Origin of the sequence: Rhizobium sp. NPDC090275 (genome assembly GCF_044772225.1) — a bacterium.
Taxonomy (GTDB): Bacteria; Pseudomonadota; Alphaproteobacteria; order Rhizobiales; family Rhizobiaceae; genus Rhizobium.
The window spans coordinates 338,251-350,315 of the sequence record NZ_JBIVYL010000005.1 but is presented as its reverse complement, the minus strand read 5'-3'; the positions used below and the strand labels follow the sequence as shown (position 1 = coordinate 350,315).

General features: G+C 62.5%; 15 protein-coding genes. 7 read left to right on the top strand and 8 right to left on the bottom strand.

The annotated features are described in order from the left end of the window. Window positions 1-6: 6 nt before the first annotated feature. Both ACIQUB_RS15585 and ACIQUB_RS15580 read right to left on the bottom strand, forming a co-directional pair. Entirely contained in the window at window positions 7-519 is a 513-nt protein-coding gene (locus ACIQUB_RS15585) for a prepilin peptidase (RefSeq protein ID WP_113239467.1), read from the bottom strand. Window positions 520-626: 107 nt separating this feature from the next. Then, complete coding sequence (locus ACIQUB_RS15580) at window positions 627-806, bottom strand: Flp family type IVb pilin (protein ID WP_056816236.1); 180 nt, start codon at window positions 804-806, stop codon at window positions 627-629. A gap of 401 nt (window positions 807-1,207) precedes the next feature. Here ACIQUB_RS15580 and ACIQUB_RS15575 point away from each other — a divergent pair, with 401 nt between their 5' ends. From ACIQUB_RS15575 to ACIQUB_RS15545, 7 genes are all read left to right on the top strand, one after another. Further along, on the top strand, window positions 1,208-1,633 hold the full coding sequence (locus ACIQUB_RS15575; protein WP_113239466.1) for a pilus assembly protein N-terminal domain-containing protein: 426 nt from the start codon (window positions 1,208-1,210) through the stop codon (window positions 1,631-1,633). Window positions 1,634-1,741: 108 nt separating this feature from the next. Next, the gene (locus ACIQUB_RS15570) at window positions 1,742-2,359 is read left to right on the top strand and encodes a TadE/TadG family type IV pilus assembly protein (protein ID WP_113239485.1); all 618 of its coding nucleotides are present in this window, start codon (window positions 1,742-1,744) and stop codon (window positions 2,357-2,359) included. Beyond that, window positions 2,359-2,937, top strand: coding sequence for a TadE/TadG family type IV pilus assembly protein (locus tag ACIQUB_RS15565; RefSeq protein WP_113239465.1), 579 nt, complete (start codon window positions 2,359-2,361; stop codon window positions 2,935-2,937). The genes ACIQUB_RS15570 and ACIQUB_RS15565 overlap by 1 nt, the downstream gene beginning before the upstream one ends. Before the next feature lie 107 nt (window positions 2,938-3,044). Then, window positions 3,045-4,265, top strand: a complete 1,221-nt coding sequence (locus ACIQUB_RS15560) for a phosphopentomutase (protein ID WP_402930508.1) — start codon at window positions 3,045-3,047, stop codon at window positions 4,263-4,265. Beyond that, window positions 4,262-5,230: an adenosine deaminase gene (locus tag ACIQUB_RS15555; protein WP_113239463.1), complete on the top strand. Its 969-nt coding sequence runs from the start codon at window positions 4,262-4,264 to the stop codon at window positions 5,228-5,230. Before ACIQUB_RS15560 ends, ACIQUB_RS15555 begins: the two co-directional genes overlap by 4 nt. A gap of 133 nt (window positions 5,231-5,363) precedes the next feature. Next, complete coding sequence (gene upp / locus ACIQUB_RS15550) at window positions 5,364-5,993, top strand: uracil phosphoribosyltransferase (RefSeq protein ID WP_047506686.1); 630 nt, start codon at window positions 5,364-5,366, stop codon at window positions 5,991-5,993. Window positions 5,994-6,154: 161 nt separating this feature from the next. After that, entirely contained in the window at window positions 6,155-6,688 is a 534-nt protein-coding gene (locus ACIQUB_RS15545) for a TIGR02281 family clan AA aspartic protease (RefSeq protein WP_113239462.1), read from the top strand. A gap of 4 nt (window positions 6,689-6,692) precedes the next feature. On the opposite strand, the gene deoA is transcribed toward ACIQUB_RS15545, so the two are convergent. Genes deoA through ACIQUB_RS15515 form a run of 6 tightly spaced genes read right to left on the bottom strand, consistent with a single transcriptional unit; the run spans window position 6,693 to window position 12,058 of the window. Then, window positions 6,693-8,000 (bottom strand): thymidine phosphorylase, encoded by a 1,308-nt coding sequence (deoA, locus tag ACIQUB_RS15540; RefSeq protein ID WP_402930505.1) that lies wholly within the window; start codon window positions 7,998-8,000, stop codon window positions 6,693-6,695. A gap of 1 nt (window position 8,001) precedes the next feature. After that, window positions 8,002-8,778, bottom strand: a complete 777-nt coding sequence (gene deoC / locus ACIQUB_RS15535) for a deoxyribose-phosphate aldolase (RefSeq protein WP_018899196.1) — start codon at window positions 8,776-8,778, stop codon at window positions 8,002-8,004. Continuing rightward, complete coding sequence (locus tag ACIQUB_RS15530; RefSeq protein WP_113239460.1) at window positions 8,775-9,581, bottom strand: purine-nucleoside phosphorylase; 807 nt, start codon at window positions 9,579-9,581, stop codon at window positions 8,775-8,777. The genes deoC and ACIQUB_RS15530 overlap by 4 nt, the downstream gene beginning before the upstream one ends. Further along, window positions 9,581-9,967 carry a cytidine deaminase gene (locus ACIQUB_RS15525; RefSeq protein WP_018899198.1) on the bottom strand — a complete coding sequence of 129 codons (387 nt, stop codon included), beginning with the start codon at window positions 9,965-9,967 and terminating at the stop codon, window positions 9,581-9,583. The genes ACIQUB_RS15530 and ACIQUB_RS15525 overlap by 1 nt, the downstream gene beginning before the upstream one ends. Window positions 9,968-9,971: 4 nt before the next feature. Then, window positions 9,972-10,943, bottom strand: a complete 972-nt coding sequence (locus ACIQUB_RS15520) for an ABC transporter permease (RefSeq protein ID WP_113239459.1) — start codon at window positions 10,941-10,943, stop codon at window positions 9,972-9,974. Window positions 10,944-10,954: 11 nt separating this feature from the next. Next, a complete protein-coding gene (locus ACIQUB_RS15515) occupies window positions 10,955-12,058 on the bottom strand; it encodes an ABC transporter permease (RefSeq protein ID WP_018899200.1) in 1,104 nt (367 codons plus the stop codon). Window positions 12,059-12,065: the final 7 nt, after the last annotated feature.

The following is a 12,065-nucleotide window of genomic DNA, read 5'->3' as shown; positions in this document are numbered from 1 at the left end:
GCGCCTTTATTTCAGGCCCTGCAGCGCGCTCATGAACAGCGGCGAAGACGGAAATGCAAGAAAACCGCCGATCGCGATTGCGATGCCGTATGGGATCTTCTTGGCCATGAGAATGGAGTTTGGAACAGGGAGACCGATCGCGAGAATCGTGTTCGCCTGCATCCGGATCATCACGATGATCAAGGTGATCAAGCCACCGAAGATGCCGACATAGCCCAGAAACTCGATAATGGCTGGGTTGAGGCCGAACCAGAGTGCGGATGCCGTCAGGAGCTTGGCGTCGCCGCCGCCCATTGTGTTGGTGGCGAAAAGGATGAAGCAGACGACGAATACGGCAAGCGCACCGGCGGCATGGTTGCCGACCTGGGCAAGCGGCATGCCGGTCAAAAGCGCGATGGCGAAGAAAGACGCAATGAGAATGATGGAGATCCTGTTCGGGATCGTCATCGTGAACAGATCGGAAAATGCCGCGATTGCGAGGCACAGCGGGAATATCACAAAGACGGAAGCTGCGATCATTCTGCTATCGATCCTTAATACAAAAGGCCCACCGCGTGTTCGCGTGAGCCTATGTTTAGCGCCAGACCCGTTAAGGTCTGGCGTATATCGTGTCGCCGAAGGCGATATCAGGTCGGGGTCTTGGAAGAGATCGTGTTCGACAGGTTGTTGAACATGATGTTCAGTTTGCTGCCGAGCGCCGATGCGCCGGTGATGAGCGCTACGGAAATGAGCGCTGCGATCAGGCCGTATTCAATTGCGGTCGCGCCGGATTCGTCTTTCAGAAAACGGCTTACAAGCTTGGTCATGATAACTCCTAACTCCAGTTGATGTTCAGCACGTCCGCCAACTGTTTGCCGTTGATCGGATGAGCACAACCTAACGAACCGCTCTTTCAATCGGCTTAAAAAAATGGGTTACCAATGTGTAAATGAGAAGCAGTCAGCCGCTATGGTAAGTAATCGTTTCAGTAGTTCCGTAGAAATTTAAATATCATGCGGAAGTTACTGCTGAATAAGGGATTTCTGATGGGGCGGCGCCTCAAGCCGTTACCTGATCCGCGCTCATGGAAGCAGTTTGCCTCATTTCAGTACTGGTCGGGACGCGTTAACGTCTCGTTATGGACGGGATCACTCCGGTATTAAGGTTTCATGCACCATTTTTTTCTATGCTCTCGGTAAGTTAGCGTCGTGATCGTGAGAGAATCCAGATGTCATTGAGCGGCATAAGGCTAGTCCTTGCCAGTGTTCTTGCCGCCGCCGCGGCTTGCGCACCCGCGTTCGCCCAACAGCAGCAGATGCTCAGGGTCTACATGGATCAGGCGCGCGTGCTGAAGCTTGATCGTCCCGTCAGCAAGGTCATCGTCGGCAATGCCAAGGTGGCGGATGCGACGGTCGCCGACGCCAAGACCATCGTGCTCACGGGCCGCAGCTTCGGCAGCACCAATCTCGTCCTGCTCGACGCAGACGGCAACGCCATCCTCGACCAGAGCATTCTCGTCTCCATCGATGAAGCCAACACGGTGCGCGTATTCCGCCAGACCGAGCGCACGGTGCTCTCGTGCACGCCGAACTGCGAACAGCACAGCGACACGACGGCGGCAGCGGGCGCCGGCGCCGCCACGGCTGGGCCTTGAGCAAACAGTTCTCTTTTACTTGTTGTTAAATTTCTGAACCGGCTTGAAACGGAAAATCAACGTTCGGCACTTAAAAGTGCGTGATCGAAGCTGTGTCGGATGCAGGCCATGACGGAATTGGATCAAACAGCGGAACGGACGGATCGGCGCGAATGCAGGCGGCGGTGGTCCATTGCCGCTTTCAGGCGCTCGCGTGACGGCGCCGCGGCGATCGAATTCGCGCTTCTTGCCATTCCCTATTTCATGGTGGTCTTCGCGATCATCGAGACGTTCATTGCATTCGCTGGCGAAGAGCTCGTGTCCAACGCTGTCGATACGATGAGCCGCAAGATCCGGACCGGCCAGATCACGGCTGCCAATACCGACCGCACGGCATTTCGCACCGCCTTCTGCAAGGAAATCTCGATCCTGATCACCTGCTCTTCGACGGAGGCGGCTACGCCGAGCAAACTATTCGTCGATGTCCAGAAGTTTTCTACCTTTGCGGCCATTCCGACCACCATCCCGAAGAAATCGACGGCCACCTTTTCGGATCTCGACACATCGGCGCTTCAATACGCGCCTGGCGGTGCCGGGACCATCAACATGGTGCGGGCCTATTACAAATGGCAGGTCATCGGCGATCTCATCCGCCCTTACATCTCTAATGTCAGGCCATCCGACGGATCCTCGGCCTACTTCCTGATTGTCGCAACCGCCGCGTTCCAGAACGAGCAATACCCGTGATGAGGATCCGCAGCGCAATCACCAAGCTAAAGGCCCTTTCTCGTCGCTTCGCGGGTGACCGCGATGGTATGGGTGCGATCGAGTTCGCCATTCTCTTCCCGATCCTCGTGATGCTCTATGTCGGCGCCTTCGAGATCACCATCGGTCTCAGCGTCAGCAAGCGCGCCTCGCGTGCAGCCGCCACCGTGGCGGATATCGTCACCCAGCAGCAGACCGTGACGAAGTCCTGGCTCGCGGACATGCCCAATGCCGCAGCCGCGATCTTCGTGCCTTACAATGCCGGAACGACGCTGAGCTTGAAGATAACAGGCATCCAGATCGATGCTGCCGCCAACCCAACCGTCAAATGGTCCTGGGCGCAGGACAACAGCCGCCCCTACACGGTCAATTCCGCCGTGACCGTGCCGACCGATCTGAAGAAGGCCAACAGCTTCCTCGTCCGCTCAGAGCTGTCCATACCCTACAAGCTGTTCCTCTTCGCGCCCAATCTCATGCCGAACAACAGCACTCTCACCATCAGCCGCACCTATTATTACCGGCAGCGCCAGGGCGACAACGTGCTCTGCAGCGACTGCTGAGCACGGCCGCGCCGCGCTCGCATTTGCCATCCTCCCGTCTCCGTTATAAGGCTTGTGACCCTGCGGCCGGCAATCCGGCGCGCCAGCTTTTTAGTGTCGGGTGAAACATGCCGCGTGCCTTTCTATTCGTGATGGATTCCTTCGGCGTCGGTGGCGCGCCGGATGCGGCCGCCTATGGTGACGAGGGGGCGGATACGCTCGGCCATATCGCCGAATTCTGTGCCGCCGGCCTGGGCGACCGCGAGGGCCTGAGATCGGGACCGCTGAAGCTGCCGAACCTGTCCGCGCTCGGCCTCCTGCATCTCGCCAAGGCGGCATCCGGCAAGGTCCCCGTGGGCATGCCGATGGCCGAGAAGGTCTACGCCAGCTTCGGCTCGGCCAACGAGGTCTCCCGCGGCAAGGACACGCCATCAGGCCATTGGGAGATCGCTGGCACGCCCGTCAATTTCGACTGGGGCTACTTCCCGACCGAGGGCGATGCCTTCGCGCCCGAATTGGTTGAAGCCTTGTGCCGCGCCGCCGAAGTGCCCGGCATCCTCGGCAATTGCCACGCGTCCGGCACCGACATCATTGCCCGCTACGGCGAGGAACACATCCGCACCGGCAAGCCGATCTGCTACACCTCGTCTGACTCCGTCTTCCAGGTCGCCGCCCACGAGAAGCATTTCGGCCTCGAGCGGCTGATGACCTTCTGCGCCATCGCCCGCGCCCTTCTCGACCGCGAAAACATCGGCCGCGTCATTGCGCGCCCCTTCGTCGGCGAAACCAGGACGAGCTTCGAGCGCACCGGCAACCGCCGCGATTTCTCCGTGCCGCCGCCCGAACCGACTCTGCTCGACAGGTTGGTGAAGGAAGGCCGCACCGTCCATGCCGTCGGCAAGGTCGGCGATATCTTCGCCCACCAGGGCGTGTCGCGTGTCGTCAAGGCCAACGGCAATGCGGCGCTGATGGACGCGACGCTGGAAGCCATGGATGTCGCCGAGGATGGCGATCTCGTCTTCACCAATTTCGTCGATTTCGACATGCTCTACGGCCACCGCCGCGACGTGCCGGGCTATGCCGCGGCTCTCGAGGCCTTCGACGCGCGCCTGTCGAAAGTCGGCGGCAAGCTGAAGCCCGGCGATCTCGTCATCATTACCGCTGATCACGGCTGCGACCCGACCTGGCGCGGCACCGACCACACCCGCGAGCGGGTTCCCATCATCGCCTACGGTCCCGGCCATCGCCCGCGCAATCTCGGCATTCGTTCGAGCTACGCCGATATCGGCGAGACCATCGCGCAGCACCTGCGTATCCCCGCCGGCCCGCACGGGAGGAGTTTTCTTTGACGTCACATTTGAAGAAGGTCGAGCTGCACTGTCATCTGGAGGGTGCCGCGCCCCCGGCGCTCACTTTGGCGCAGGCCCGCAAGTACAACATCGACATCAGCGCCTATCTGAAGGACGGCGCCTATGTCTGGCATGATTTCGCAAGCTTCCTCGAGTGCTACGACAAGATCTCCGAGGTCTACAAGACCGACGAGGACTATGCGTTGCTGACCGAAACCTATCTGGCCGAACTCGCCGCGATCGGCACGATCTACAGCGAGCTCATCGTCTCGCCCGATCACGGCAAGCGCATCGGCCTCGGCGCCGACGCTTATATCGCAGGCGTGTGCGAGGGCATCCGCCGCGCCAAGGCAGCATCGGGCATCGAGGCGCGGCTGATCGTCACCGGCGAACGCCACTTCGGTCCCGAGAGCGTCATCGGCGCCGCCGAATATGCCGCAAGCGCCCGCAACCCTCTTATCACCGGCTTCAACCTCGCGGGCGAGGAGCGCATGGGCCGCGTGGCGGATTATGCCCGCGCCTTCGACATCGCCCGCGACGCCGGCCTCGGCCTCACCATACACGCCGGCGAGGTTTGCGGCGCCTTCAGCGTCGCCGATGCGCTCGATGCCGTTCGCCCGGCCCGTATCGGCCACGGCGTGCGCGCTATCGAGGACTTAGATCTCGTCAAGCGGCTGGTCGATCTCGGCACGGTGCTGGAGGTCTGCCCGGGCTCGAACATCGCGCTCAAGGTCTTCCCGGATTTCCAGTCGCACCCGCTGCGGGCGCTGAAAGATGAAGGCGTGCGCGTCACCATCAGCTCCGACGATCCGCCCTTCTTCCACACCTCGCTCGAGCGGGAATACGAGCTCGCTTCCTCCGTCTTCGGCTTCAGCGACGCCGAGATCGATGCGATCACCCGCACCGGCATCGAGGCCGCCTTCGTCGACGAAGCCACCCGTAGTGAGCTTCTGGGCAGGCTCTGATCCGTCCCGATCGGGGCCGGATTGGGGATCCCAGATTGGGGATCATAGGGGCAATTTGCCCTCCGCTCTTGCGGCGGAGACAAATTCCGTGGAAGAAACATGCTATAAGAACAGCCAAAGAAAGGGCTCGGCCATGAACGGCGTAACGGTCATCGATCATCCGCTCGTGCAGCACAAACTCACCATCATGCGGCGCAAGGAAACGTCGACGGGCAGCTTCCGCCGGCTGTTGCGCGAAATCTCCACCTTGCTGTGTTACGAGGTGACGCGCGATCTCGAGCTGACGATGGCAACCATCGAAACGCCGATGCAGACGATGGAATCGCCAATCCTCGAAGGCAAGAAGCTGGTCTTCGTGTCGATCCTGCGCGCCGGCAACGGCCTGCTCGAAGGCATGCTGGAGCTGGTCCCCTCCGCCCGCGTCTCGCATATCGGCATGTACCGCGATCACGACACGCTGCAGCCGGTGGAATACTATTTCAAGGCGCCCGAAGCGCTCGACGAACGCCTGATGATCGTCGTCGATCCGATGCTAGCGACCGGCAATTCCTCGATCGCCGCCATTCACAAGCTGAAGGAACGCGGCGCGACCAACATCCGCTTCCTCTGCCTGCTTGCCGCCCCCGAGGGCATCAAGAACTTCCAGGAGGCCCATCCCGACGTGAAGATCTACACGGCTTCGATCGACAGCCATCTCAACGAGAAGGGCTATATCATGCCCGGCCTCGGCGATGCCGGCGACCGCATGTACGGCACGAAGTAATTAACGAGCCGTTTACCATTTGAAATGTTACATGGGGCCTGGACTATGTTTCCAGGCCTTATCTCCTTCCGCCGTTAGCAACTTTTCAGCAATTGTGGCTTAGCTGCTAAAGATACGGCCGCGCATGATGCACGGTTTATACAGGAAGGATTTCTGTTTCCATGCTCTTGCGTACAGTCATATTCGCAGGCATCGCCGCGGTGCTTGCCACACAGGTTCCTTCCTTCATCGGAAGCACGCCTACGCGCCCGGAAGGCCCGATCTCCGCCAATTTCGTCTCCGGCGCGATCGATCCCACCCCCACGACCGCAATCTCAGGCAATGGCACCAGCATGCGCCTGCAGGCCGATCAGCAGGGCCACTACACCGGCGATTTCCGCATCAACGGCAAGTCGGTCTCCGGCCTGATCGACACCGGCGCCACCTATGTCGCACTCAACGAGACCATGGCCCGCCGTCTCGGCTACACCGCCAACCAGCTCGATTTCCGCTATTCGGTCAACACCGCCAACGGCCAGACCAAGGCCGCGCATATCATGCTCGACCGCGTCGAGATCGGCGGCATCCGCGTGCGCGATGTCGAGGCTTTCGTCCTCAAGGACGAGGCCCTGTCCTCGACGCTTGTCGGCATGAGCTTCCTGAAGAAGCTCGCCTCCTATGCGGTCGCCGACGGCTCGCTCAGCATGAAGCAGTAATCGATCAGAAGCGCGATGAAATGACTGGTGGCAGCGCCGGCGCGCTGTCGCCGATCACGTAGTTCGCCTGAAACGCCGCAGCCGCTATCTCCGCCGCATCACCGCTCGCCGCATGCACGAAGGCGATCGGCTCGCCGCGCTCGACGCGCGTGCCGAGCGGCAGGATATCGCTGAACCCGACCCGATGGTCGATCCGGTCATCCGGATGCCGCCGCCCGCCACCGAGATCGATCAGGCTCATCCCGATATCCCTGCTGTTGCAGGCAGCAAGCCAGCCGTTGCGCTTGGCCACGACATGCCGGATGGCTGGGGCAGCCGGCAGATGGCTGTCAGGCTTCTCCAGAAGGTCGGACGGCCCGCCCAGCATATGCGCCATACGCCCGAATATCTCCGCCGCCTTACCAGATGACAGCGCCTCGGCCGCCCGCGCCTCGCCACCCTCACGCGAGGATGCGACACCCGACTGGACGAGCATCTCGGCCGCGAAGGCGAGAACCACCGTCTCCAGCCGCGTGCCGCTCTTCTCGCCCGCGAGGAACGCGATCGCGTTGCGGATCTCCAGCGCGTTGCCGACGGCATCTGCCAGCGGCTGGTTCATGTCGGTGATGACAGCCGACGTCTTCAGCCCGGCTCCATTCGCGACCTCGACCAGCGACCGCGCCAGTTGCTCGGCCTCCTCGGATGAGGCCATGAAGGCGCCGTTGCCGACCTTGACGTCCAGCACCAGCGTCTGCAGCCCGGCGGCCAGCTTCTTCGACAGGATCGAGGCGGTGATCAGCGGAATGGAATCGACGGTCGCCGTCACGTCGCGCACCGCGTAGAGCTTGCCGTCAGCAGGCGCCAGCGCCGCCGTCTGGCCGATGATGGCGCAGCCCGCCTCACGCACCACCTTGCGAAACAGCACGGCATCAGGGGTAACCGTATAGCCTGATATGGATTCCAGCTTGTCGAGCGTCCCGCCGGTATGGCCGAGCCCGCGCCCCGAGATCATCGGCACCGCCAGCCCGCAGGCCGCCGCGATCGGCGCCAGCATCAGCGAGACATTGTCGCCGACGCCGCCGGTCGAATGCTTGTCGGCGATCGGGCGGTCCAGATCGCTCCAGTCGAGCATGTCGCCGGAGCGCGCCATCGCCATGGTAAGCGAAACGGTCTCCTCGCGGCGCATCCCCTTGAACCACACGGCCATGGCAAAGGCGCCGACCTGCCCCTCGGAGAGCTTGCCCGCCGCAAGGGCTGCGATGAACGCCTGGATATCCTCATCGGACAGCACCGCGCCGTCGCGCTTGCGGCGAATGATCTCCTGCGGGATCATCTCAGTAGCTCGCGGCGGTCGCCGGTGCCGATTGCGTGCCTGAGAGAACCGCGAGGATATCGTCGAGCACGCCCGAAGCACCGAAGCGGAACGTCGAGGGCATCGGCCAGTCGGGCGCCATGATCGTCTCGGCAAGGCTCAGATAGAGCGCCGCATCCGCCACAGAGGCAATGCCGCCCGCCGGCTTGAAGCCGACCTTGCGACCACTCTGGCGAATGGCGCGCAGCATGATGTCGGCGGCTTCAAGCGTGGCGTTGACGGACACCTTGCCGGTCGAGGTCTTGATGAAATCGGCGCCTGCCTCGATAGCCAGCTCCGAGGCGCGGCGGATCATCGCCGCATCCTTGATCTCGCCGGTCTCGAGGATCACCTTCAACAGCACCGCCTCGCCGCATTCGGCGCGCACGGCTGCCACCATGTCGGTAACCGCCCGGCCGCTGCCGGCGATGAACTTGCGATAGGGAATGACGAGGTCGATCTCGTCGGCGCCGTCGGCGATCGCTTCGCGCGTTTCCGCCGCCACGTCGGCGACCTCCATGTCGCCCGAGGGGAAGTTGACGACGGTGGCGATCTTCACGGGATGGCCGCTGCCGAGGATCGAGCGCGCATGCGCGACGAAGCGCGGCCAGATGCAGATCGCGGCGCTATTGCCGTAGGGCGTCTGCGCGCGTGCGCACAAGGCCTCGATCTGCGCTTCCGTGCAGTCGTCCTTGAGGTTGGTGAGATCAAGCAACGACAGCGCCACGGCCGCCGTTTCCTTCAGCGAGTGATTGCTCATGCGTCATTTCCTCCAGCCGCGATCATCTCTTTCAGGATGGCGGCAAGACGGGCACCGCCGATGGGCGCCATCTCCTTGGTTTCGTCGTGGCTCAGTTCCGAACCGGTCATTCCGGCCCCATAGTTGGTGATAACGGAAGCAGCCGCAACCCTCATGTCGAGCATTCGCGCGATGATCACTTCAGGCACGGTCGACATGCCCACGGCATCGGCGCCGAGAATGCGCGCCATGCGGATCTCCGCCGGCGTCTCGAAGCTCGGGCCGGAGAACCACATGTAGACGCCCTGCGATAGCGCCGTTCCCGTCGTCTCCGCCGCCCGCCGCATCGCGTCAGCAAGCTCGGTATCATAGGCATTCGTCATGCCCACGAAGCGGCGGTCGCTCTCCTCGCCGATCAGCGGGTTGATGCCGGAATAGTTGATATGGTCGGTGATCTGCATCACCGATCCCGGCGCCAGATCCTCGCGCAGCGATCCCGCCGAGTTCGTCAGGATCAGCGCTTCGACGCCGAGCGCCTTCAACACCTCGATCGGCCGCCGCATGGCGTTGGCGTCGCCCTTCTCGTAGAAGTGCACACGCCCCGACAGCATGATGACAGGCACGCCACCAAGCGTGCCGGCCACGACCTCGCCTGCATGGCCTGAGACGGCGCTGACGGGAAAGCCCGGCACATCCTGATAGGGTATCCGAACCGCATCCTTGAGCTCCGCCACCAGCGAGCCGAGCCCGGAGCCGAGGATCACGCCGTAGCGCGGCGAAAGCCCGCCGAGACGCGCCTTCAGCAGGTCGAGCGCCGCCTGCATCAGAGTTCGGTCTCGAAGCTGAAGGGAAGCAGTTCGTCCATGGTCATGGTCTTCTGCACGCCGGCTTCGTCGCAGAGATAAATCTTCGTGTCCTTGGAGGCGAATTCCGAGATCTTCTGCCGGCAGCCGCCGCAAGGCGGGCAGAGCGGCAGCTTCTCGGCGATCACGGCCATCTCGACGATCTTCTTCGCCCCGCCCATGATCATGGCGCTGATGGCCGTCGGCTCCGCGCACCAACCCTGCGGGAAGGAGAGGTTCTCGATATTGGCGCCGGTATAGACCTTGCCGTCCTCGGCGCGGATCGCAGCACCTACGGGGAATTTCGAATAGGGCGCGTGGGCGAATGCCATGGCGCCGCGGGCGGCTTCGAAGAGGTCGTGGGACATGGTCTTAGCGCTCCTTGACATAGGGGGTGCCGCCGGCCTTCGGCGGGATGGCTTTGCCGATGAAGCCCGCGAGCAGCACGCAGGTGAGGATATAGGGCAGGGCCTGGAAGATCTGCACCGGCACCTCGCCGATCCCGGGGATCGGCTTGCCCTGCATGAAATTCCCAAGCGCATCGAGGAAGCCGAAGAGGAGGCAGGCGAACATGACAGGCACCGGCTTCCACTTGGCGAAGACGAGTGCGGCGAGCGCGATATAGCCTTTGCCTGCCGACATGTCCTTGATGAAGGCGGCCGATTGCGCGATCGCCAGATAGGTGCCGGAGAAGCCGCAGAGAATGCCGGCGCAGATGACGGCGCGATAGCGCAGCCAGCTGACCGAAATGCCGGCGGTATCGACAGCACCTGGATTTTCACCGACGGCGCGCAGACGAAGACCGAAGCGCGTGCGGTAGAGGATCCACCACGAGAGCGGCACCGCCAGGAAGGCGAGGTAGGTCAGGATATTGTTGCCGGAGATCACGTTGGCATAGAGCGGCCCAAGGATCGGCACCTCGCGCACCGCATCAGCGCCCGGAAGCGTGATCGGCGTAAAGCGCGCGTCGCCGGCCAACTGCGGCGTGCGCCCGCCCTGGCCGAACCAGGCCTGGCCGAGCACGATGGTGATACCGGCCACGAAGAAGTTGATCGCGACGCCGGAGATGATCTGATTGCCTCGATTGGTGATCGAGGCAAAGCCGTGCACGAAGCTCAGCGCGACCGAGCAGACGATACCGGCGCAAAGTCCCGCCCAGGCGGAATCGGTGAGGTAGGCGACACAGGCGGCGGCAAACGCCGAGCCCAGCATCTTGCCCTCGAGCCCGATGTCGAAGACGCCGGCGCGTTCGGAAAACAGGCCCGCCAGCGCCGTGAAGATCAGTGGGATCGACAGGCGAATGGTGGAGCTCAGAACGCTGATGAAGATGTCGTAATATTCCATCGTCGCGCTCCTTACGCCCGCTTGAACTGTTGGTAGAGACGCACCATCGCCGGCCGGTACATGTATTCAAGCGCGCCGGCAAACAGGATCACCAGACCCTGGATCACGAGGATCATCTCACGGGTGATGTTGGGCATCTCGAACGAGATCCAGTCGCCACCCTGGTAGAGAATACCGAACAGGATGGCCGAGAGCACGATGCCGACAGGATGGTTGCGCCCCATCAGCGACACCGCGATGCCGACGAAGCCGGCGCCGCCGACGAACTCGACCTGCAGGCGGGCCGATGAGCCCATGACGGGATTGAGCGCCATCATGCCCGCCAGCGCGCCCGAAAGCAGCATGGCGATGATGACGATGCGCGCATAGGGAATGCCGGCATAGGCCGCCGCACTCGGGCTGACGCCGAGCGTGCGCATCTCGAAGCCGAGCTTGGTGCGCCAGATCAGCAGCCAGACGAAGTAAGCCGCCACCAGCGCGATGATGAAGGAGACGTTGAAGGGTGCCGCACCCAGCTTGGCGCCGAACATGTCCATGATCCAGCCGAGCTTCGGCAACTGACCGCCTTCGAGGAAGGTGCGGGTCTCGGGCGCCATCTTGCCCGGCACGATCAGCACGTGGACGAGCAGATAGACCATCAGCGCCGCGCCGATATAGTTGAACATGATCGTGGTGATGACGATATGGCTGCCGCGCTTGGCCTGCAGCCAGGCCGGAATGAAGGCCCAGGCCGCACCGAACAGGCCGGCGCCGATCACGGCCACGGGCATGGTCACGTACCACGGCACGAACTTGTCGAGCGCCAGCGCCACAAGCGCGCAGCCGAGACCGCCGAGATAGGCCTGTCCCTCGGAGCCGATGTTGAACAGCCCGGCATGGATGGCGACCGCCACCGAAAGGCCGGTGAAGATGAAGCTGGTGGCATAGTACAGCGTAAAGCCGATGCCTTCGCCGCTCCCGAGCGCGCCTTCGATGAGAAGCTGCAGCGCCCCGATCGGGCTTTCGCCGATCAGCCAGACGACGAAGCCTGATATCAGGAAGGCGGTGAGAAGGTTCAGGATCGGGATGAGGCCGTAGTTGATCCAGCGGGGTAGGGGAGTGGAAGCAGTGCTCATCAAGGCC

What these genes read in the sequence shown, in the direction of transcription:
- ACIQUB_RS15570 (WP_113239485.1), top strand. Translation starts at nt 1,742, where the DNA reads ATGACGGAATTGGATCAAACAGCGGAACGGACGGATCGGCGCGAATGC.
- deoC (WP_018899196.1), bottom strand. Translation starts at nt 8,778, where the DNA reads ATGAGCAATCACTCGCTGAAGGAAACGGCGGCCGTGGCGCTGTCGTTG.
- ACIQUB_RS15565 (WP_113239465.1), top strand. Translation starts at nt 2,359, where the DNA reads ATGAGGATCCGCAGCGCAATCACCAAGCTAAAGGCCCTTTCTCGTCGC.
- deoA (WP_402930505.1), bottom strand. Translation starts at nt 8,000, where the DNA reads ATGATCCCGCAGGAGATCATTCGCCGCAAGCGCGACGGCGCGGTGCTG.
- ACIQUB_RS15575 (WP_113239466.1), top strand. Translation starts at nt 1,208, where the DNA reads ATGTCATTGAGCGGCATAAGGCTAGTCCTTGCCAGTGTTCTTGCCGCC.
- ACIQUB_RS15520 (WP_113239459.1), bottom strand. Translation starts at nt 10,943, where the DNA reads ATGGAATATTACGACATCTTCATCAGCGTTCTGAGCTCCACCATTCGC.
- ACIQUB_RS15560 (WP_402930508.1), top strand. Translation starts at nt 3,045, where the DNA reads ATGCCGCGTGCCTTTCTATTCGTGATGGATTCCTTCGGCGTCGGTGGC.
- ACIQUB_RS15515 (WP_018899200.1), bottom strand. Translation starts at nt 12,058, where the DNA reads ATGAGCACTGCTTCCACTCCCCTACCCCGCTGGATCAACTACGGCCTC.
- ACIQUB_RS15525 (WP_018899198.1), bottom strand. Translation starts at nt 9,967, where the DNA reads ATGTCCCACGACCTCTTCGAAGCCGCCCGCGGCGCCATGGCATTCGCC.
- ACIQUB_RS15585 (WP_113239467.1), bottom strand. Translation starts at nt 519, where the DNA reads ATGATCGCAGCTTCCGTCTTTGTGATATTCCCGCTGTGCCTCGCAATC.
- ACIQUB_RS15580 (WP_056816236.1), bottom strand. Translation starts at nt 806, where the DNA reads ATGACCAAGCTTGTAAGCCGTTTTCTGAAAGACGAATCCGGCGCGACC.
- ACIQUB_RS15545 (WP_113239462.1), top strand. Translation starts at nt 6,155, where the DNA reads ATGCTCTTGCGTACAGTCATATTCGCAGGCATCGCCGCGGTGCTTGCC.
- upp (WP_047506686.1), top strand. Translation starts at nt 5,364, where the DNA reads ATGAACGGCGTAACGGTCATCGATCATCCGCTCGTGCAGCACAAACTC.
- ACIQUB_RS15530 (WP_113239460.1), bottom strand. Translation starts at nt 9,581, where the DNA reads ATGCAGGCGGCGCTCGACCTGCTGAAGGCGCGTCTCGGCGGGCTTTCG.